This is a genomic window from Dactylosporangium roseum, assembly GCF_025264685.1.
GTDB lineage: Bacteria > Actinomycetota > Actinomycetes > Mycobacteriales > Micromonosporaceae > Dactylosporangium > Dactylosporangium roseum.
This window is the reverse complement of sequence record NZ_CP073721.1, coordinates 4,295,174-4,314,705: the sequence shown is the minus strand read 5'-3', so window position 1 is coordinate 4,314,705 and position 19,532 is coordinate 4,295,174. Positions and strand designations below refer to the sequence as shown.

The 19,532-nt window shown below is 72.6% G+C and carries 20 protein-coding genes; 6 read left to right on the top strand and 14 right to left on the bottom strand.

Annotation, left to right across the window (positions count from 1 at the left end):
- The first annotated feature begins 57 nt into the window (after positions 1-57).
- Positions 58-402, top strand: coding sequence for an RNA polymerase-binding protein RbpA (locus Drose_RS20220; protein ID WP_259855550.1), 345 nt, complete (start codon positions 58-60; stop codon positions 400-402).
- Positions 403-558: 156 nt separating this feature from the next.
- On the top strand, positions 559-1,446 hold the full coding sequence (locus tag Drose_RS20215) for a pentapeptide repeat-containing protein (protein WP_390891213.1): 888 nt from the start codon (positions 559-561) through the stop codon (positions 1,444-1,446).
- On the opposite strand, the gene Drose_RS20210 is transcribed toward Drose_RS20215, so the two are convergent.
- Positions 1,424-1,756, bottom strand: a complete 333-nt coding sequence (locus tag Drose_RS20210; RefSeq protein ID WP_260722853.1) for an STAS domain-containing protein — start codon at positions 1,754-1,756, stop codon at positions 1,424-1,426. The genes Drose_RS20215 and Drose_RS20210 overlap by 23 nt on opposite strands.
- A gap of 68 nt (positions 1,757-1,824) precedes the next feature.
- Between Drose_RS20210 and Drose_RS20205 the strand changes: the two genes are divergently transcribed.
- On the top strand, positions 1,825-3,054 hold the full coding sequence (locus Drose_RS20205; RefSeq protein ID WP_260722852.1) for an MFS transporter: 1,230 nt from the start codon (positions 1,825-1,827) through the stop codon (positions 3,052-3,054).
- A gap of 55 nt (positions 3,055-3,109) precedes the next feature.
- On the opposite strand, the gene Drose_RS20200 is transcribed toward Drose_RS20205, so the two are convergent.
- From Drose_RS20200 to kdd, 11 genes are all read right to left on the bottom strand, one after another.
- The gene (locus tag Drose_RS20200) at positions 3,110-3,592 is read right to left on the bottom strand and encodes a GNAT family N-acetyltransferase (RefSeq protein WP_260722851.1); all 483 of its coding nucleotides are present in this window, start codon (positions 3,590-3,592) and stop codon (positions 3,110-3,112) included.
- A 156-nt stretch (positions 3,593-3,748) separates the two neighbouring features.
- The gene (locus tag Drose_RS20195) at positions 3,749-4,384 is read right to left on the bottom strand and encodes a nucleoside/nucleotide kinase family protein (protein WP_260722850.1); all 636 of its coding nucleotides are present in this window, start codon (positions 4,382-4,384) and stop codon (positions 3,749-3,751) included.
- On the bottom strand, positions 4,381-4,932 hold the full coding sequence (locus Drose_RS20190; RefSeq protein ID WP_260722849.1) for an FxsA family protein: 552 nt from the start codon (positions 4,930-4,932) through the stop codon (positions 4,381-4,383). The genes Drose_RS20195 and Drose_RS20190 overlap by 4 nt, the downstream gene beginning before the upstream one ends.
- A gap of 9 nt (positions 4,933-4,941) precedes the next feature.
- Entirely contained in the window at positions 4,942-5,754 is an 813-nt protein-coding gene (locus Drose_RS20185) for a polyprenol monophosphomannose synthase (protein ID WP_260722848.1), read from the bottom strand.
- A complete protein-coding gene (gene lnt / locus Drose_RS20180; protein ID WP_260729761.1) occupies positions 5,751-7,322 on the bottom strand; it encodes an apolipoprotein N-acyltransferase in 1,572 nt (523 codons plus the stop codon). Before lnt ends, Drose_RS20185 begins: the two co-directional genes overlap by 4 nt.
- A 796-nt stretch (positions 7,323-8,118) precedes the next feature.
- The gene (locus Drose_RS20175) at positions 8,119-9,384 is read right to left on the bottom strand and encodes a glutamate mutase L (RefSeq protein WP_260722847.1); all 1,266 of its coding nucleotides are present in this window, start codon (positions 9,382-9,384) and stop codon (positions 8,119-8,121) included.
- Positions 9,381-9,779, bottom strand: a complete 399-nt coding sequence (kal, locus tag Drose_RS20170) for a 3-aminobutyryl-CoA ammonia lyase (protein ID WP_260722846.1) — start codon at positions 9,777-9,779, stop codon at positions 9,381-9,383. The genes Drose_RS20175 and kal overlap by 4 nt, the downstream gene beginning before the upstream one ends.
- The gene (gene kamE, locus Drose_RS20165; protein ID WP_260729760.1) at positions 9,776-10,462 is read right to left on the bottom strand and encodes a lysine 5,6-aminomutase subunit beta; all 687 of its coding nucleotides are present in this window, start codon (positions 10,460-10,462) and stop codon (positions 9,776-9,778) included. The genes kal and kamE overlap by 4 nt, the downstream gene beginning before the upstream one ends.
- A 41-nt stretch (positions 10,463-10,503) precedes the next feature.
- A complete protein-coding gene (gene kamD, locus Drose_RS20160; RefSeq protein WP_260722845.1) occupies positions 10,504-12,066 on the bottom strand; it encodes a lysine 5,6-aminomutase subunit alpha in 1,563 nt (520 codons plus the stop codon).
- 48 nt (positions 12,067-12,114) lie between these two features.
- A complete protein-coding gene (locus Drose_RS20155) occupies positions 12,115-13,617 on the bottom strand; it encodes an amidohydrolase (RefSeq protein WP_260722844.1) in 1,503 nt (500 codons plus the stop codon).
- Complete coding sequence (gene kdd / locus Drose_RS20150; RefSeq protein ID WP_260722843.1) at positions 13,614-14,726, bottom strand: L-erythro-3,5-diaminohexanoate dehydrogenase; 1,113 nt, start codon at positions 14,724-14,726, stop codon at positions 13,614-13,616. The genes Drose_RS20155 and kdd overlap by 4 nt, the downstream gene beginning before the upstream one ends.
- A gap of 248 nt (positions 14,727-14,974) precedes the next feature.
- Between kdd and Drose_RS20145 the strand changes: the two genes are divergently transcribed.
- On the top strand, positions 14,975-16,306 hold the full coding sequence (locus Drose_RS20145; protein WP_260722842.1) for a KamA family radical SAM protein: 1,332 nt from the start codon (positions 14,975-14,977) through the stop codon (positions 16,304-16,306).
- Entirely contained in the window at positions 16,307-16,696 is a 390-nt protein-coding gene (locus Drose_RS20140) for a hypothetical protein (protein WP_260722841.1), read from the top strand.
- A gap of 233 nt (positions 16,697-16,929) precedes the next feature.
- Here Drose_RS20140 and Drose_RS20135 read toward each other — a convergent pair whose 3' ends face one another.
- Positions 16,930-17,634 carry a TioE family transcriptional regulator gene (locus Drose_RS20135; RefSeq protein ID WP_260722840.1) on the bottom strand — a complete coding sequence of 235 codons (705 nt, stop codon included), beginning with the start codon at positions 17,632-17,634 and terminating at the stop codon, positions 16,930-16,932.
- Positions 17,635-17,692: 58 nt separating this feature from the next.
- Here Drose_RS20135 and Drose_RS20130 point away from each other — a divergent pair, with 58 nt between their 5' ends.
- The gene (locus tag Drose_RS20130) at positions 17,693-17,974 is read left to right on the top strand and encodes a hypothetical protein (protein ID WP_260722839.1); all 282 of its coding nucleotides are present in this window, start codon (positions 17,693-17,695) and stop codon (positions 17,972-17,974) included.
- On the opposite strand, the gene Drose_RS20125 is transcribed toward Drose_RS20130, so the two are convergent.
- Positions 17,971-19,488, bottom strand: a complete 1,518-nt coding sequence (locus Drose_RS20125) for an outer membrane protein assembly factor BamB family protein (RefSeq protein WP_260722838.1) — start codon at positions 19,486-19,488, stop codon at positions 17,971-17,973. The genes Drose_RS20130 and Drose_RS20125 overlap by 4 nt on opposite strands.
- Between the last annotated feature and the right edge of the window lie 44 nt (positions 19,489-19,532).

Genomic DNA, 19,532 nt, shown 5'->3' with positions numbered 1-19,532 from the left:
CACGTGGCGTCGTTGGTTACAGCGAAGCGCAACACGATTCGAAGGGGAAGACCGACCATGGGCGAGCGCATGCTGCGCGGCAGCCGTCTCGGAGCCGTCAGCTACGAGTCCGACCGCAACACCGAGCTGGCTCCGCGTCAGACCCGAGAATACCTGTGCGCCAAGGGGCACCAGTTCGAGGTGCCGTTCGCTGTCGACGCCGAGGTCCCGATGACCTGGGAGTGCAAGTTCGACGGCAGCGTCGCGCGGCTGGTCGACGGCAGCGAGCCGGAGCAGAAGAAGGCCAAGCCCCCGCGCACCCACTGGGACATGCTCCTCGAGCGCCGCTCGATCGCCGAGCTCGAGGACATTCTCAACGAGCGTCTCGAAGAGGTCCGGATGCGCCGCGGCCGTTCCGCATAGCCGCATCGTTGTACAGCGCGAGGCCCCGGCGACCCGCACCAGGTCGCCGGGGCCTCGCCTTGAGCACGGGGCCTCGCGCTGAGCCCGGCCCTCGTGTTGAGCCCGGCCCTCGGTTGAGCACCGCACCGGGCGTCCCGGGGAAGGAGCCACAGCATCGTGACCGACCCGCTCCGCGCCGACTGCGGCCGCTGCTTCGGGCTGTGCTGCGTCGCGCCGGCGTTCGCGCGGTCCGCGGACTTCGCGGTCGACAAGCCGGCGGGGCACGCCTGCCCGAACCTCGGCGACGGGTTCCGCTGCGGCATCCACACCGAGCTGCGGCAGCGCGGGTTTCCCGGCTGCACGGTCTACGACTGTTTCGGCGCCGGGCAGCAGGTCGCACAGGTGACGTTCGGCGGCCGGGACTGGCGCACCCACCCCGGTTCGGCGCGGCGGATGTTCGACGTCTTCGCCGTGATGCGGCAGGTGCACGAGCTGTTGTGGTATCTCACCGAGGCCCGCGACCTGCCCGAGGCGGGACCGCTGCGGCCGGACCTCGACGCCGCGGTCGCCGCGACGACCGAGCTGACCGGCCGCGACGCCGAGGCGCTGCTGGCCGTCGACGTGCAACGGCACCGGGCGGGATACGTGCCGCTGCTGCGGCGGGCCAGCGAGCTGGCGCGGGCGGCACACCCGGCCGGTCGGCGCGGACGCGACGGCCGGCGGATCGTGGAGCGTCGCGGAGGTGACCTGGTCGGCGCCGACCTGCGCGACGCCGACCTGCGGTGCGCCGCGCTGCGGGGTGCGGCGCTCATCGGCGCGGACCTGCGCGGCGCGGACCTGCGCCGGGCCGACGTCATCGGCGCCGACCTGCGTGGCGCGGACGTCCGCGGCGCGGACCTGGACGGGGCGCTGTTCCTCATCCAGGCGCAGCTCGACGCGGCCCGGGGCGACGCCACGACCAGGCTTCCGGCGCGGCTGACCCGCCCGGCACACTGGACCGGCCCGGACAACCCGAACAACCCGGACAACCCGGTCCGTCCGGTCAGGTCGACAGCGCGTCGGTGACGGTGGCGTGGACGGGGATCCGCCCGGCCAGCCCGACGGTGGCCAGCAGCCGGGCCAGGAACGGCGACGGCGCCGCGAGCCGCAGAAACCCGCCGTGCCCGACGCAGTGGTTGTGACTGTACGCGAAGGTGCCCAGCCCGACGGAGTCGCAGAACTCGACGCCGCCGAGGTCGATGACGATGCGGTTGTGGCCGTCGTCGAGCAGCCCTTCCATCGCTGAACGCAGCGCGGGTGCGGTGTCGATGTCGATCGTGCCGGACACCGTCACCAGCACGGTGCCGTCTTCCCGGTTGCTCACTGCGACGTCCATGCCCTGATCCTCCGCCCGCCGGCACAAACTCGCATGAACACGACACCGCGATCCTCTACGGTGGGCCGGTGACCGGACCCCTGCCGCGCCTACTGACGGCTGCGACGCTGGCCCGGACGGCGGACGCGGGCGCCGCGGTCGTGATCGTGCTGGCGGCGGTGCGGGAGTACGGCAGCCCGGCGCTGGGCTCGCTGGCGCTGGCCGCGATGCTGGTGCCGCACGTGCTGGCCGGCCCGTTCGTCGGCCTCGTCACGGACCGGGCGCGCCGGCCGCGGCTGGTCCATGCCGGGTTCGCGGCGCTGTTCGCCGCGGCGCTCGGCGGGACGCTGCTGGCGCTGGGCCGGGCACCGATCGGGGTGGTGCTGGTGCTGGCGCTGATCGCCGGCTGCTGCGGCCCGATGATCTTCGGCGGGTTGTCGAGCCGTCTCGACGACGTGGTGGCGGAGCCGGGCCGGGCGCGGGCGCGGGGGCTGGACGCGGCGACGTACAACGTGGCCGAGATCGCCGGCCCGGCGGTCGGTGCGGCGCTGGTCGCGGCGCTGGGTGTGCCGTGGGCGGCGGTGGCGTCGACGGTGGCGTGTCTCGCGGCGGCGGTGCTGCTGCTCAGCGTCGGCGGCCGGCCCGGGCAGCGGCCGCCGACCCGGTTCACCGACGACCTGCGGGACGGCTTCCGGGCGATCGTGGTGAGCCGGCCGCTGCGGGCGGTGACGGCGGCGACGTGTGTCGCGTCGTTCGGGCTCGGCATGCTGACGCCGGTCGCGGTGCTGCTGGGCACCCGGGCCGGGCACGCGGCCGGCGGCGGCCTGCTGGTGACGGCGCTCGGGGCGGGCGCGCTGGCGGGTTCGCTGCTGGTGGCGCGCCGGCCGGTGCGGTCCGCGCCGCACCGGGTGGCGCTGGCCTGCCTGGTGGCGGGCGGGGTGGTCCTCGCCGCGGTGCCGTTCGTGGCGGGCTGGCCGCTCCTGGTGGGCCTGTTCGCCGTGGCGGGGTTCTTCGACGGCCCGCTGCTGGCGGCGGTACTGCACGTGCGTTCGGCGGAGGCCCCGCCGCACACCCGGACGCAGGTCTTCACGCTCGGCGCCGGTCTCAAGCTGACGGCGGCGTCGCTGGGCGCGGCGATGTTCACGCTGTTCGCGGGTGCGCCGGTGGCGGTCCTGGCGGCGGCGCTGGCGGCGAGCCAGGTCGCGGCGGCCGCGCTGGGTGCGCTGCTGCTCGTCCCGGCCCGCGCCGGTCGGCGGGTGCCGCCGGCCGGGACGCGGACCGGGCAGCCGCCGGAGACGTCGGGAAGCCGCCCGCTGTGACGTGCGCTATCGGCGGTCGCCGCGGCCCCGGTAGTCGTGAGCGACCGGCACCGTGTCAGGCCGTGACGGGGCGCTGGAGGACGGTGCCGCCCGGGGTGTACGGCTCACGGTCGACAACGGTGAAGCCGCACCGCAGGTAGGCGGCCATCGCCGCGTCGTTGCCGGCGGCGACCTCCAGCTCGACGACGGAGCCGCCGTTGTCGCGGGCCCAGCCGACGACCGCGTCGACGAGACGGCCGGCGACCCGCCGGCCGCGGGCCTCGGGGACGACCCACATGCTGATGAGGTGGGTGGTGTCCGGGTCCGTGGCGCTGACCCAGGCGCCGGCGATGCCGACCGGCACGTTCCCGGCGCCGTCGCGATGGGCGAACGCGGCGAAGTACGCGCCGGGGCGCGGCCAGTCCCGCCACTCGGCCTCGGTGCGGTGCACCTCCCGCGCGTACGTGCTGGCGAACGCCTTCGGACTGTCCTGGAGCGCGGTGAGCCGCAGATCGCGTTTGAGGCGCCAGTCGTCGCCGGTCAGGGGTCGAACGTCCACCGGTGGACCCTCGCAACTCCACCGGCCGACGCACAAGAGGTATTCCAGAGCTCTTCCAGGTGGACATCTGCCGGGTGGCGCCGCCGGCCCGGGTCGGCGGGGTCGGCGAGCCCGAGGTCGTGCTGCCGCAGACCGGGAAGGAAGCCGGGAACGACGTCAGTCATCGACGACGAGCGCTGGGTGGCGGGGGTCGTCGGCCCGCACGACGACATCGGCGAGGCACTCGGGTCTGACCTCGTCGCGGTAGCGGGTGTAGGCGGGCAGCCGCCACCGCTGGTCGGGCGGGGTGCGGCGGGTCAGCGCGGCGGCGGACTGGGTGAGGTGGACGGCGATGTCGAAGCCGAGGCCGGCGCCGAGGAGCAGGGTGCCGGACACGACGACGGCGCCGCCGCCGGGGACCTCGACGTAGCCGGCGCGGGTGGCGCGGTCGGTGGCCGGGTCCCGCAGCGACGGCAGGACCAGGCCGGTGCCGCCTGGCCCGGCGGGGGCGAGGACCTCGCGGGTGAGGGCCCGCAGGTCGAGCCAGTCCTCGTAGAACGCGTCGGGGTTGGTCCGGCCCCGCTCGAACCGCAGAGACCGGGCCCGCAGGAACCCGTCGGCGGGCACGTGCAGCGCGAACGTGCCACGGTCGTGGAGGGCGGCGACGAGCCGGGCGGCGAGGTCGTCACCGAACGCGGTGGCGGGCCCGTCGACGCCGACGCGGGGCCGTGGCGCGGTGGCGGGGTCGAGCCGGTCGATGCGGCCGATCAGGTCGTCGACGAGCGCGTCGACGGTGACCGGCTGCGCTTTCACGGCCGCCGGGGGTGCGGGTCGACGATCTCGCCCTCGACGATCTCGCCCTCGACGACCGCACCGCCGTCGGCCGTGCCGCCGCTGCCGGTCACGGGCGCGGCGCCGGTGTGCGGCGCCGGTGCCGTGTCGCGCTGCGCCCGGACGAACCGGGGACCGAACAGGTCACCGGCGGCGGCCGGGGAGATGCGCCGTTCGGTGGCGTTGCGGACCTGCCGCACGGCAAGGGCCCGGACCGGCGGGACGAGCAGCAGCAGCCCCACGGCGTCGGTGATGAACCCGGGTGTGAGCAGCAGCAACGCGCCGAGGAGGCCGGTGAGGCCGTCGCTGACCTCGGTGCCGGCCGGGCGGCCCGCACCGACGGCGGCCCGGAACCGCCGCCAGGCCCGGACCCCTTCGCGTTTGAGCAGCACGGCACCGACGAGCATGGTGGCCAGGCCGATGAGGACGGCCCAACCCCATCCGATCGCCTGCGCGACCAGCACGAACACCACGACCTCGGCGATCACCAGCAGCAACGCGCCGATCGCGGTCAGGCCCAGCGGACCCATGACGGCCTCCTAACGGCCCGGCGGCTTGGTCCGGGCCCGGTCAGGGCCGTTGCCGGCGACGGCCCGCTTGAGTGCCTGCCAGCGGGCCGCGGCACCCCACACGGTGACCCGCCACAGCGCTTCCCGGACGATCGAGGAACTCATCTTCGACTTGCCGCGTTCCCGCTCGGTGAACGTGATCGGCACCTCGGCGACGCGGTAGCCGTCCTTGTACGCGCGCCAGGCCAGATCGACCTGGAAGCAGTACCCCTGCGACGACACCGAGTCGATGTCGATCTTGTCGAGGATCGGGGTGCGATACGCCCGGTAGCCGCCGGTCGCGTCGCGCATCGGCATCCCCAGCGCCATCCGCACGTACAGGTTGCCGCTGCGGGAGATCGCCTGCCGGTGCACGGGCCAGTTGACGGTCTTGCCGCCCGGCACGTAGCGGGAGCCGAGGACGACGTCGTTGTCGGCGAGCTGGTCGAGCAGCCGCGGCAGTTCCTCGGGGGCGTGGGAGCCGTCGGCGTCCATCTCCACGACAGCGTCGTAGCCGTGCTCGGTGCCCCACGCGAACCCGGCGATGTAGGCGGCGCCGAGGCCCTGCTTGCCGGGCCGGTGCAGCACGTGCACGGCGGGATCCGCGGCGGCGAGCTCGTCGGCGACGGCGCCGGTGCCGTCCGGGCTGTTGTCGTCGGCGACGAGGATGTCGACGGCGGGGGTGGCTTCGCGGACCCGGTCCACGATGAGGCGGATATTGTCGGCCTCGTTGTAGGTGGGGATGATGACGAGGACCCTGCCGACCCCGGGGTATTGGTTCACGCCTCGGCCGGTTGCGCTCACACGTCCTCCTTGGTGCCCACTGTCGGGTTCTTCACATGCCGCCGGTCGCGGCGGCGCAGTTCGGCGGCGGCGGCGAGCCCGGCGAGGGCGGCCGCCACGATCACCAGCTCGGGGATCGCGCCGAGTCTCGTAGCAAGCGTACGGGCTGAGCCGAGGCGCAGCTCGCCGAGGATGACGGCGGCGGTATTGAAGCCGGTCTCGTCGCGGGTGCCGCCGGTCGCGTCGGCGAACGCGGAGATGCCGACGGTGGAGGCCATGAGCGCGTCCCGGCCGTGCTCGACGGCCCGCAGCCGCACCATGGCCAACTGCTGGCGGGCCTCGGACTCGTCGAACGTGGCGTTGTTGGTCTGCACGGCGAGCAGTTGAGCGCCGTGGACGACGGTGTCCCGGACGAGGTCGTCGTAGGCGACCTCGAAGCAGATCACGTCACCGACGGCGGCGGGCCCGACGGGCAGCACCCCGGGCCGGTTCCCGGCGGTCATGTCGGTGACCCGGTCGACGTCCTTCGACACCATCCGGGCGACGCCCCGCAGCGGCATCGTCTCGGCGAACGGCACCGGGTGGCGTTTCGTGTACTGCGGGACGGGCTCGCCGACCCGCCGGCCGGGCGTCCACACCAGCCCGACGTTCTCGACACCGTTCTCGGGGCTGTTGAGCACGGCACCGACGAGGATCGGCACGCCGACGGCGCGGGCGGCGTTGTCGATGACGGCGGCGGCGTCGGGGTTGCGCAGCGGGTCGATGTCGCTGGAGTTCTCCGGCCACACCACGAGGTCGGGCCGCCGGGCGGTGCCTTCGGCGACCTTACGGGCCAGGTCGATGGTGGCGCGGGCGTGGTTGTCGAGCACGGCGCGGCGCTGGGCGTTGAAGTCGAGGCCGAGGCGGGGCACGTTGCCCTGGACGACGGCCACGTAGACGGCCGGCCCGGCGGGCCTGCTCAGCGGGACCAGCCAGGCCGCCGCGACCACGGCGGCGGCGACGATTGGGGCGGCGGCGAGACGCGGGTTCACCCGGACGGTCAGTCCGCGGATGATCGCATACGCGAGCAGGGCGCCGGCGAGCGCGACCGCGAACGTGACCAGCGGTGCGCCGCCGAACACGGCGAGGCGCAGCAGCGGCGACGTGTCCTGGCTGAACGCGAGCCGGCCCCACGGGAACCCGCCGAACGGGGTACGGTCCCGCAGCGCCTCCTGGGCGGTCCACAGCGCCCCGATGAGCGCGACCCACCCGTATCGCCCCCACCGCCCGCACCGGCCGGTGAGCCGCGACACCCCGGCGGTGGCGGCGCCGAGCAGCGCGAAGTAGAGCGTTTCGAGGCCGGATAGCAGCAGCCACGGCACGACGCCGGTGTGCAGGTTGGTCCAGGACAGCAGCGGGGTGAAGAACAGGGCACCGCTGAGAGCGCCGAGCCCGACCCCGGCCCGCGGCCGCCGGCCGTGGACGGCGACGGTGAACAGCGCGACGGCGACGGGTGCGGCCCACCACCATCCGTAGGCGGGGAACGCGACGAGCATCACCGGCCCGGACGCGGCGGCGAGGAGGGTCGCGGCCCACAGCGGCAGCGGCACCCGCCCGGCCCGCGGCCGCGGGTCCGGCGCCGCGCCGGGCTCGTCGGCGGGCTCGTCGGCGGGCTCGTCGGCGGGCTCGGCCGGTGTCGACTCCGCTTCGACCAACGTCACCTGCGCCATCCCTGTGCGTGTCTGTGGGCTTGCTGTGCGGTTGCACGTCTCGCGGCGCCAATTATGCGGGGTATGTCGCCTGGACGTGGAATCACGAGGCCGTGGCCGGCTGGGAATGTGCTGGGATGTGGCTGGACCGTGTCCGGACCGCAACCTGGCGGGCCGTGCCCCGGCCGTGCCCCGGCCGGCTGGTCCCTGTTGATCGCCGTTGGTCCCGGTTGGTCCCGGTTAGTCCCGGTTGGCGTGGCGCGCGGGCACGGTCGGGGCGGGCCGAGCTGAAATTGGGGGCGCGACCGAAGTCGCGCCCCGCGCTCCCAGGCCCTGTGTCCGGCCGGTGCGACAGTGACGTTCGTGCGCGGCCTTCGTTCCGGCGCGGCGCGGGCTGGCTGCCCGGGTCGTGCCGTTGTCTACTGGTCGCGTGAGCCCCCCTGCCCAGCCACCGGTGGATGCCCGGTTCACGGCCCCCGCCGACCCCCGCCGGCTGAACCTGGCCGCGTCCCGCCGGTTGACGTGGACGTCCGGTTAGCTGACGTTGGGGAGAAGTGAACCGCGGTCACCCTTCCCGAAGTAGGACGGGACGACGTTACGCGGTGGCTCCCGGGCCCTGTCAACCGGGTCCGGGCCGCAGGTTCGTCGCGGCGGCGTGTCGCTCTGGCGTGTCGGGTGAGGTTCACCCTCGCGCTCACTATCTGTGCAGGAGTCGTCGCAGGAGCGCCGCCGCAGCCTCTGGGTGATCTTCGGCGAGGAGCCCGGCCGGGGCCAGGACATATCGGCGGTCGACGGCGACGTGCGGTGCCCGGGGCAGCGCCCAGCCGCCGGCACGGTCGTGCAGGGTCGGTGCGAGCGCCGCGATCGCCGCGGCAGGCTCAGCATGCCGGAACACACCGCCGGACGCCACGACCGACACGACGTTTCGCAGATCCCGGCCCGTGCGGGTGTGCCGGCGCACGGCGACAACCGCCGCGACGGCCGCGAACCCGAGCGCCCCGCCCGCCGGATCGGGGACCGTGAGCCGTTCCCGCCGCGCGGCGGCGCTGACCCCGTCGGTGTTCCACCGCACCCCGAGGTCACCCTCGACGGTCCTGGCCCGCCACAGGGTGCCCGCGACCCCGGTACCGGTGACCCCGGAGGCGACCGCCGCGGACTCGTCGGGCACGAGCGCCGAGTACACGTCGGTGGTGGCGCCGCCGACATCGACGACGAGCAGATCCCCCTCGTCGGCGACCTGGTCGGCGAGCAGCGCCACGCCCGTGAGGACCGCGTCGGGCGTGGCGGCCGACACCATCCGCTGGAACCGGGTGCCGCGGGAGAGACGTTTGCCGCCGATGACGTGCCGCAGGAACACCTCCCGGATCGCGGCGCGGGCCGGGGCCGGGTCGAGAACGCCGATGCGGGGCAGGACGTTACCGGCGGCGGCGACAGGCAGGCCCCGCGCGGCGAGCAGGCCGGCCACCTCGTCGCGGACGTCGCTGTTCCCGGCGACGACGACCGGGACCCGCCAACGCGCGGCCGCGAGCCGCCGCGCGTTGTGCAGCAGCGTGTCGGGGTCGCCGCCGTCGGTGCCGCCGGCGAGCAGCAGCACGTCGGGCCGGGCGGCGCGCACCTCCCGGAACTGCGCCGGGGTCTGCCGGCCCGTGGCGACGTGCACGACCCGGGCACCGGCGGACAGCGCGACACGGTGGGCGGCGTCGGCGGACACGAGAGCCTCCTGCCCGACGACGGCCAGGCGGAGCCCGCCACCGGCGGACGAGCAGCAGTACACCTGCTCGACGGGACCGACCCGGGCAGCGGCGGCGGCCAGCAGCGCGTCGACACCGTCGAGCACGTCGGTACCCGCGGTGCCGGCGGTGGTCGGGTGGGTGGCGGTGGCGGCGAGCCGCCCGTCGACGACGTCGACGACAGCGAGTTTCGTGTCGGTCGACCCGACGTCGAGGCAGGCGACCAGCGTCACCGGGGCGTCACTGGGGCGGGCACCACGACGGTGCCGGTCGCGGACGTCGCGAGGATCGGCGGGTCGAGGACCCGCGCCGCAGACACCGACACGTCAGCGACGCCCCGGCACACGACATGACAGGTGAACTCGACAGTACGCGAACGATTCCCGACACGGACGACGACGGCGGTCACCTCCACGACGTCACCGGCGTGGACAGGCGCGTGGAAGACGACGCCGCTGTAGCCGGCGAACAAGCCCTCATCGCCGTCGGTGCGGATACACACCTCGGTCGCGGCGTCGCCGAACAGAGCGAGACTGTAGGCACCGTCGACCAGATTCCCGGCGTAGTGCGCGTGCGCATACGGCACATACCGGCGGTGCACCACCGTCGTACCGACCTTCTCCGTCATCGGGCCCCCACCGCGTGTACCAGATATGAAGCGACCTCACGAGGCGTGGTGCCCCGGCCGAAAATCCGGTCGACCCCGAGGTCGCCGGCCATCCGCTCGTCGAACCGTGGCCCGCCGACCACGAGCAACGGCCGCCGCGCGGCCGGGAACGCCTCCCGGAACGCCGCGGACATCTCACGGGCGTTGTGCAGATGCGCGTCGCGCTGCGTGACGACCTGGCTGACGAGGACCGCGTCGGCCCGCTCCACCCGGGCATGCTCCACAAGGTCCGGAACGGACACCTGGGCACCGAGATTCAGCACCCGGCACTCCCGGTAGTACTCAAGACCCTTCTCCCCGGCGATCCCCTTGACATTGAGGATCGCGTCGATACCGACCGTGTGCGCGTCGGTGCCGATACAGGCACCGACGACGACAAGCTTGCGCCGCAGCCGCGACCGGATCCCGGCGTTGACCTCCTTCGCCGACAGCAACGGATAGTCACGCTCGGCGACGACCACCTTGCCGGGCTCGACGAGATGGTTGACCCGCCCGTAGACGACGAAAAACGTGTGCTGCTCGCCGATGGCGCGACTATGCACGACCATCGCCGGGTCGATGCCCATCTTCCCGGCCAGTTGCAACGCGGCGCCCTCACCGCGCTTGCCGGCCGGCAACGGCAACGTGAACGACACCTGGACCATACCGTCGCCGGTGGTGTCCCCATACGGACGCACGACGTCGTTCACGACGTCTCCTTCCCGGCCCCGGCCTCCAGGACCTCCTGCGCCGGGTTCCAGTAGCCGGGCTCGCGGGCGGCGACACCGTCAAGCCCCTTGCCACGATCCGCGGGGCGGCGCATGACCCCGAACGTGCCGTCGGCGATCGCCTCCAGCAGCCCTTCGGCCTCGACCCGCCGCAGCAGCTCGACAGCCTCGTCCAGGACGGTCGCGGCCCGCTGCCGGATGAACGGCCCGGGCACGAAATCCTCGTGAAGGTTCCCGGCGGCGTGCTGCACGTACCGCACATTCTGCAGCGCGATGTCCCGGTCCGACAGCCACGGCGTCACAACCGCCTCGGTCATCATGCCGACCAACAGGATCCCCTGCCCCGTGAGCATCCCGGCCAGATTGAAGAACCCATCGAGAAGATTGCCGCGGAACACGTCACCGGTCATGTGTTTCGTCGGCGGCATCCACTTCAACGGCGCGTCCGGGAACAGCTCCCGGGCCAGCAGCGCGTGCGCCAACTCCAGCCGGAACGACTCCGGCAGATCCGGGTTGACCTCGAACGCGTGCCCGAGCCCGAGCTGCCAGTCCGCGAGCCCCGCCTCATGCGCGAAGTACTCGTTGAGCAACTGCGACACCGTCACCGTGTGCGCGGCCTCGACCGCGTCGGCGGTCGTGAGATAGTTGTCCTCGCCGGTGTTGATGATGATCCCCGCCCGGGCATGGATCTGCCGGGAAAACCGCTGGTCGACAAACGTGCGGATCGGATTGATATCCCGGAACAGAATCCCGTACATCGAGTCGTTGAGCATCATGTCGAGCCGCTCGAGCCCGGCCAGCGCCGCGATCTCCGGCATGCACAGCCCCGACGCGTAGTTCGTCAGCCGGACGTAACGGCCCAACTCCCTCGACGTGTCGTCGAGGGCGGCCCGCATGAGCCGGAAGTTCTCCTGCGTCGCATACGTCCCGGCGAACCCCTCCCGGGTCGCGCCCTCCGGCACGTAGTCCAGCAGCGACTGCCCCGTGGACCGGATCACGGCGATGACGTCGGCGCCGGCCCGGGCAGCCGCCTGCGCCTGCGGAATGTCCTCGTAGATGTCACCGGTCGCGACGATCAGATACACCCACGGCCGCCGCGGCGGGTCGCCGTGCCGCCTGACGAGCCGCTCCCGTTCCCGCCGCCGCTGGTCGACCCGCCGGATCCCGGCGGTGACCGCCCGCCGCGCCGCCCGGGCCGCCCGCCCCGACCGCTTCGGCACCTCGAACCGGACACTACCGGCGGCAGCCTTCTGCGCCAGCAGCGTCAGGTCAGCGTGCCCCTCCCGGCACAACGCGTCGAACACCGGCAGCGCGACACCGTGACCGAGACCGACATCGGCACGGACAGCGTCGACGAGCCGGTTGACCCAGGGAATGCCGTCCGGATCCGCGCCGGCGATCCCAGCCAGCCGCAGCGTGGCCCGCTCCACCGACACCGTCGTGTGCGCCTTGGCCAACTCGACCACGGACGCCCCGGCCCGCGCCGCGAGCCGCCGCGCCGTGTCGACCGTCCGCCGGTCCAACCCGAGCTTCCCGCTCACCGCCGCTCCCCCCTGTCCGTCCGTCACTGTCCGCCCGCCGCTCATCTGTCACGCCGTGTGGATCGCCCGGCCGCGCAGCACCGTGACCCGCGCCGCCGGGCTCTCGTCACCGGCCAGAACACCCGCCAGATCGGCGCGGGTGTCCCACACCACGAACGTCGCCGACCAGCCCGGATTCAACACACCCTCGTCGTCGATGCCGACAGCCCGCCACCCCCCACGGCTGTGCGCCGCGAACGCGGCCCGCGCCCCGATCCGCTGCACCGGATTATGGTGGCGCAGCGCCGCCCGGCACGTGCCCCACGGATCAAGGTCGGTGACCGGCGAATCCGACCCGAACGCCAGCATGACCCCCACCCCCGCCAGCGACGCGATCGGGTTCGCCGCCACGGCACGAGCGGCCCCGAGCCGCTGCGCATACATGCCGTGCTCACCGCCCCACAACCGGTCGAACGCCGGCTGGACACTCGCCACCACACCGAACTCCACCAGCCGCGCGATCATCCGCTTGTCCAGCAACTCCGCGTGCTCGATCCGATGCCGCCCCGCCCGCAACCGATCCACCCCGACGACCCGGGCCGCACCCGCGAACCCGTCCAGGACCGTCGCGATCGCCCGGTCACCGATGGCATGGAACCCACCCTGCATCCGATGCCGCACACAGTCGACAAGATGCTCCGCCACCTGCGCCGCCGTCAGGTAACCATGCCCATGACCACGCTCACCGTCCGCGTAGGCGTCCCCCACATGAGCGGTACGGGCACCGAGCGCACCATCCGCGTACAGGTCACCGGCCGCGCCCCTGGCACCGAGCTGCCTGGCCTTCGCCGCGGCGTTCGGCTCACCCCACAGCCCGTACACCTCCGGGAAATCGGGACCGTGGGACAACGCCGCGGTGAAGTCCTCCTCGCCCGACGTGCCCGGCCCGCCGCACTCGTGGACGGCGGCGACCCCCAGAGCGGCGGCCCGCCGCAGGGCAGTGCGCTGCGCGTCACGGACCTGCGCCCCCGTCACCCCCGCGAACGCCGCCTCCCGCACCACATGGTGCGCGTCACGGCGCAGCCAGCCGGACTCGTCGTAGCCCGGCGCCGCCCGCGCCGCACCGGTCAGCAGCGGCGTCGACACCAGCGCCGCGTGGACGCACGCCCGCGACAGGTAGACGGCCCGGCCACCGCCCGCCCGGTCGAGCTCCGCAGCGGTCGGAGTCGCCTGATCCGCCCACCCCGACTCGTCCCAGCCGTGCCCGATGACCACCGCGTCGGGACTCAGCCCCTCGGCGTGCCGCGCCACCGCGTCGAGGACGTCCCCCGCCGACCGCGCACCGGCGAGGTTGAGGCCCTGCAACGTCAGCCCGGTCGCGGTGGTATGCACGTGCGCGTCGACGAACGCCGGCGTCACCAGCGCCCCGCCGAGATCCACGGTGCGATCCGCGCTGGCGGGCGCGTCCGCGTCCGGCCCGAGCCAGGCGATCCGGTCGCCGTCGACGAGCAGCGCGGTGGCGGACGGATCCGCCGGCGTCAGGACACGGCCACCACGGAACAGCGTCTTCATGGCGCCCAGTCTGCCAACCTGGCCTCGAACAGCGCGCGCACAGCGCTGTCGGATCGCAGCAGACCCAGCGCATACTCGGCGTGGCCAGGCACATAACCATTGCCGATGATCATCGTCACGTCGGCGGCGAGCCCCTCGGCGCCCAGCGCCGCCGCCGGGAACGACGTCGCCATGGAGAAGAACACGACGGTGCCGCCGGGCGCCGTGCCCAGGATCGCCGCGTGCTCGCAGCCCGGCACGTCGACACACACGACCGTCAGATCGGCCGGCCCGCCGACCGCGTCGAGCGCCGCCGACAGCCCGACCGCGTCCCGCGCGTCGGCGACGACCACGGCGTCGGCAAGCCCCGCCGCCTCGAGCCGCCCCCGCTCGGTGTCGTCCCGCACAACCCCGACAGTCCGCACGGCGACACGCCCGCCGGCGGCGACGTCCCGGGCGGCGGCCAGCGCCAGCGAGCCGCTCTTGCCGGCCGCGCCGAGCACCGCGACCCGGACCTCGTCGCGCCGCTCCCGCAGCCGTGAACCCTCCTCGACCGGGACCGCGGCATCGGCACGGCACCGCACGACGCCGCGCAGCTCACGGGCGACCAGCGCCGGGGCACCACACACGTCGAGCACCGCCAGCGCCAGCTCCGGGTCGAGGTCGTCGGGCAGCACCGCGGCGATCGACCGGGCGAACAGGATCGCGTGGCCGTCGCACGGCACCTGCTCGCCCCGGCCGTCCCAGCGGCTGAGACCGTCGACGATCCGCAGCGGGGTGAGCGTCAGCGACACCAGGGTCGCGACCCGGTCGCCCGGCCGCAGGCCGAGCGGCGAGGCCGGGCCGGCCGCCTCGACGGTGCCGATGAGCATGCCGCCCGAGCCGGTGACCGGATTGTGCATCTTCCCGCGATCCTCGACGATCGCCAGGACCGCGGCGCGGACCTTGTCGCCGTCGCCGCCGTGCTCGACGGTGAGCTGGCGAAAGCTCGCGGCGTCGAGGTTGAGCCGCGCCACCCGGATGCGAACCTCGTCGTCACCGATCTCCGGCGAGGCGTCGAGACGCTGCGCGGCCTGCGGCAACACCCCGGCCGGCGCGACGACCCGATGCAACCCGATCGGCGAACCCATTTCCCGCACCACCCAGAGTCAACCGGAGAATTTCCGGCACACTAGCGTTGACACAGGATATTCTTCAAGCCTTCCGGCTGGCGCGCAACCCGCCACCGACACGCCCGGCTCACCCAGGCCGCACCGACCGGTCCGGACGCAACCCAGCCGGCACCAGACAGTAAGATCTTCTCCACAGCGGTCGAATCCGAGAAGAACTCCGGCTATGGTGCGTATGTCGCGGAAGTATTTCGCCGGGGAGGCTTCAGATGCAGCCATACGTCTACCAGCGCCGACCACTCGTCGAACCGGACTGGCACCGCTTCCCCGGCTGGCGCGACACCACCCGCGAACAGTGGGAATCCGCCCAATGGCAACGCGCCCACTGCGTCAAGAGCATCAACCAGCTCCGCACCGTCCTCGGCAACCTCGTCGACGAGACCTTCTACACCGACCTCGCCACCGACCAGGCACAACACGCCACCATGTCGATGCTCGTCCCACCCCAGATGATCAACACCATGGTCCCGGACGACATCACCACCGAAGCCCTCTACGCCGACCCCGTCCGCCGCTACATGCTCCCCGTCGCCAGCGACCGCCTCACCGACTGGCCCTCCCACCCGTACGCCACCCGCGACTCCCTCCACGAACACGACATGTGGGTCGCCGAAGGACTCACCCACCGCTACCCCACCAAAGTCCTCGCCGAACTGCTCTCCACCTGCCCCCAATACTGCGGCCACTGCACCCGCATGGACCTCGTCGGCAACTCCACCCCCACCGTCGACAAACTCCGGCTCACCCGCAAACCCGCCGACCGCTACGACGCGATGATCACCTACCTGCGCGCCCACCCCGGCGTCCGCGACGTCGTCGTCTCCGGCGGCGACGTCGCCAACGTCCCCTGGAAGCACCTCGAGTCCTTCCTCATGCGCCTGCTCGACATCGAAACCGTCCGCGACATCCGCCTCGCCACCAAAGCCCTCATGGGCCTGCCCCAGCACTGGCTCCAACCCGACGTCGTCGAAGGACTCGAACGCGTCGCCCGCACCGCCGCCCGCCGCGGCGTCAACCTCGCCATCCACACCCACGTCAACCACGTGCAGTCACTCACACCGCTCGTCGCCCGCGCCGCACAGACCGCCCTCGAAGTCGGCGTCCGCGACGTGCGCAACCAAGGCGTCCTCATGCGCGGCGTCAACGCCACCGCCGCCGACCTGCTCGACCTCTGCTTCGCCCTCCAGGGAGAGGCCGGCATCCTGCCCTACTACTTCTACATGTGCGACATGATCCCCAACGCCGAGCACTGGCGCGTCGCCGTCTGGCAGGCCCAGCAACTCCAGCACGACATCATGGGCTACCTCCCCGGCTACGCCACCCCGCGCATCGTCTGCGACGTCCCCTTCGTCGGCAAACGCTGGGTCCACATGGTCACCGAGTACGACCGCGAACGCGGCATCACCTACTGGACCAAGAACTACCGCACCTCCATCGAGGACTCCTCCATGGACCTCGACCGCAGCTACCCGTACTACGATCCGATCGACACGTTGCCCGAAAGCGGCGCCGAATGGTGGCGAAAAGAGCACGCTGAGTAGGTGCGCCGGACCATCGTCAAACTCCTCGGGGTCAGCATCGCCGCCGCGGCGCTCATCATGTACGTCAACTGGGTCAACGACCCCGAACCCGAACCGGCCGACCGGCTGAGCTGCGGCGACACCGGCCGCCCCTCCGGCGCGCGCGCCACCGCGTCTCCCACCACCCGCGAGACCCGCACCCCGGCCGAGCTCGCCAACGCCTGGGCCCGGGCCCGCTCCGCCGAGCTGGCGTCCGGCCAGCGCCGGCTCTACCAGGACGACAAACGCGTCGACATAGGGTTCGACAGCAGGTCGAAGACGGTGGCGGTGCTGACGTTCCGCTCCTACGACGCCCTGGGCTGGCACCTGGACGCGGTGGTCGCCTGCCAGTCCGTGTCCCGTCCATCCTGACGTCCGGCACGAACCCCGAGAAAAACGAAAGTCCGCCGCGTAGCGGCCGACTTTGTGCTTTCAGCGTGGCGCTAGCCACGCCCTCTAAGGCATCCTAGGATGCTAGGATATGGGGGAAGCGCGGAGGCCCGCTCGGCACCCGCGGACTGGCGCCACGAGGGCGCGGACTGGCGCGGCTGTGGAGTCCCGTGGCGGCCCGGGCAACCACAGGACTCCACACCAGCCACGCCTGTCTACGGCCGGCAGCCGAGATAGGCGTGCAGCGCCGCAGCGCCCGTGAGCATGGCGCGGCTCCGGGCCGCCAGACGGGCGCGCCAGTCGCGCAGCGTCGACTCGAGCGGCGCGACACCGCCCGCGGAGCGGACCTGACCGATCAGCGCAGCGATCTGCTCCAGCAGGTAGCCGCCCCGTCTGAGCTGGTGGGCCAGCAGAGCGTCGCGCACGTCGGCCGCGCTGTAGACCCGGTAGCCCGTCCGCGGGTCGCGGCGCGGCCGGACCAGGCCGGCGCGCTCCCACTTGCGCAGGGTGGCCGGGCGGATGCCGAGCCTCCTCGACAGGGGACCGACAAACGTGTCGCCGCGTTCCTGGGGGACGGGCTCGAGATCGCGAAGCGCGGCCTCGACGGCCTGGAGGGTACGGCGGTCGTCGAGGAGCTGGGCGTGACTCTCGTCGATGAGGCGGAGCGCGTCCTCGACCGTGTCCCGGTTGACCGCCTGCATGATCGCCGTGGCCGTCTGGTGGCCGTGGCCGGGCACGAGGGCGAGGAACGCGTGCAGGGCGTTCGCGTGCAGCGGCGTGTAGGCGCGGTAGCCGTACGGGCTGCGGTCAGCGTCCGGAAGGATGCCGGCCGCCTCGTAGTTCCTGATCGCCTGCGTCGACAGGCCGTACAGGCGCGCCAGGTCGACCGGCCTCAGCCGACCGCCGCCTTGAAGGCCCACTGTCCCGCCCCTTTCGCACCGAAGTTTCAACCGTTAGTTCAACGATACCGTTGAGGGTATGACGGTTGCCGTCGACGATGCCGCCGCTGCCGTCATGGGGTGGCTCCCGGCCCGGCCGCGCCTGCTCGCCCTGGGCGAGCCCACCCACGGCGAGGACGTTCTGCTCGACGTGCGCAACTCGTCGAGCCGCAGGGCTACCGGACGATCGGCGCCGACGACCGGCGTCGTGCGCGTCGATCTTGCAGTTGTGGTGCCTGACAAACCGGAACATCCTGGGAGTGTCCCGGCACCACAACTGCAAGATCGACGCCAAAGGGAGGAGGGTGGACGCCGAGGTTAGGAGGTCGACAGGGCGTGGAAGGCGCCGGCTCGGGTGCCGAAGTACATCGCGCCCTTCCAGACCGCCGGGGTCGCCTCGATGCAGCCGCCGATCTTCATCTCCCACAGGAGTTTCGGCTGGGCCGACGTGTCGGCCACGTCGTAGGCGTGCATCACGCCCGAGCAGTCGCCGATGAACAGCGTGTCGTCCACCACCACCGGGGACTGCCAGGTCTCGTTGCCCGGCACGCGGAACTTCCACCGCACCGCGCCGGTCATCCGGTCGATGCCGAGCACGTCGCCGCCCGTGGTGTCGAAGATGGCGATGTCCTTGTGCAGCGCCGGGGTGCCCCAGACGCCGGCCGGCTTGCTGCCCTGGTCCTTCACCGACCACACCACCGGATTGTCGGGCTTCGACGGGTCCAGCTTGAGCATCTGCCCGACCTCACGGGAGCGGGCGTTGCCGCGCTCGTACTCCGACCCGACGTACAGGAATCCATCCTGGTCGATGACGATCGACGCGTCGGTGTCGTCGCCGGTCCAGAACCGGAACGTGCGCGTGGGCGTCTTGCCCTCCTTGAGGCCGCTGATGTCCCAGCCCTGCACCAGGCCGCCGGAGTTGGCGAAGTACACGGTGTTCTTGTAGATGGCGACCGAGTTCTCGATCGACACGTTGGTGTCGCCGAAGTCCTTGAGCAGTTGCGCGTCCCAGCCGGGCGTGTTGAACACCAGCTTGGGGTTGACCGTCACCTTGCCGTTGGTGTCGTACCCGCGGTTGAGCTTCACGATGTGAAACTGGCTGTTCTCGCCGCCCTCGAAGAGGTAGTCGTCGATGATCAGGCCGGAGCCGTCCCAGTCGTCGTTCCACATGGTGGGCTGGACCGCGTCGGCGGAGAGTCTCCACAGCTCGGTCGGCACACCCCGGTCGAGCGCGATGACGCGGTAGTGGTTGTCCCGCGAGCCGGAGTACAGCAACGGGTAGCCGTCGGGGTCGACGGTCACCGTGCCCTTGATGATGTCGCCGGTCTTGAAGTCGGGCATGATCCGCTCACCGGTCGCGGCGTCGAGGAAGTGGATGTTGCGGTCGTAGGCGCCGAACACCACCCAGGTGCGGCCGTCGCGCTCGAAGACCGCCGGCTGGCCGGTCCAGCCGTTGCCGCACCACTGCGTCGTCTTGCCCTTGTCCTCGGACATCGCGCACATGCCGCCGGACTTCGGGAACTGCCATTTGTGGTTCGGCATCGTCCGGGGCACGGGGCCCTGCCCGTAGTAGGTGCGGGTCGGGTTGCCGCGGAACGTCAGCAGGCCGGTGACCTTCGTGCCCCACGGCTTGCCGACCAGTGCGGGGTCGGACCAGCCGACGAACGCGGGCGTGGCCGAGGAGGGCGCCGCCGCGCCCGACGCGACCTCGGCCGCGGGCGACGAGGCCAGGCCGGACCAGCTTCTGCGCAGCGCGTACGCGGTGGTCGCCAGACCACCGACGATCAGCGCCAACGCGCCCGCGAGCAGCAACCGGAACAACCCCGTGCGTGACATGCCGCCTAGTATGTCGACGCCCTCCGGCAAACTGTTCCCCCGAA

Bases quoted from the DNA above. Each gene is read 5' to 3' on its own strand.
- Drose_RS20220 (WP_259855550.1), top strand. From the start codon at position 58: ATGGGCGAGCGCATGCTGCGCGGCAGCCGTCTCGGAGCCGTCAGCTAC.
- Drose_RS20210 (WP_260722853.1), bottom strand. From the start codon at position 1,756: ATGGACGTCGCAGTGAGCAACCGGGAAGACGGCACCGTGCTGGTGACG.
- Drose_RS20190 (WP_260722849.1), bottom strand. From the start codon at position 4,932: ATGGGTCCGCTGGGCCTGACCGCGATCGGCGCGTTGCTGCTGGTGATC.
- kal (WP_260722846.1), bottom strand. From the start codon at position 9,779: ATGACGGAGAAGGTCGGTACGACGGTGGTGCACCGCCGGTATGTGCCG.
- kamE (WP_260729760.1), bottom strand. From the start codon at position 10,462: ATGGTCCAGGTGTCGTTCACGTTGCCGTTGCCGGCCGGCAAGCGCGGT.
- Drose_RS20155 (WP_260722844.1), bottom strand. From the start codon at position 13,617: ATGAAGACGCTGTTCCGTGGTGGCCGTGTCCTGACGCCGGCGGATCCG.
- kdd (WP_260722843.1), bottom strand. From the start codon at position 14,726: ATGGGTTCGCCGATCGGGTTGCATCGGGTCGTCGCGCCGGCCGGGGTG.
- Drose_RS20145 (WP_260722842.1), top strand. From the start codon at position 14,975: ATGCAGCCATACGTCTACCAGCGCCGACCACTCGTCGAACCGGACTGG.
- Drose_RS20130 (WP_260722839.1), top strand. From the start codon at position 17,693: ATGACGGTTGCCGTCGACGATGCCGCCGCTGCCGTCATGGGGTGGCTC.
- Drose_RS20125 (WP_260722838.1), bottom strand. From the start codon at position 19,488: ATGTCACGCACGGGGTTGTTCCGGTTGCTGCTCGCGGGCGCGTTGGCG.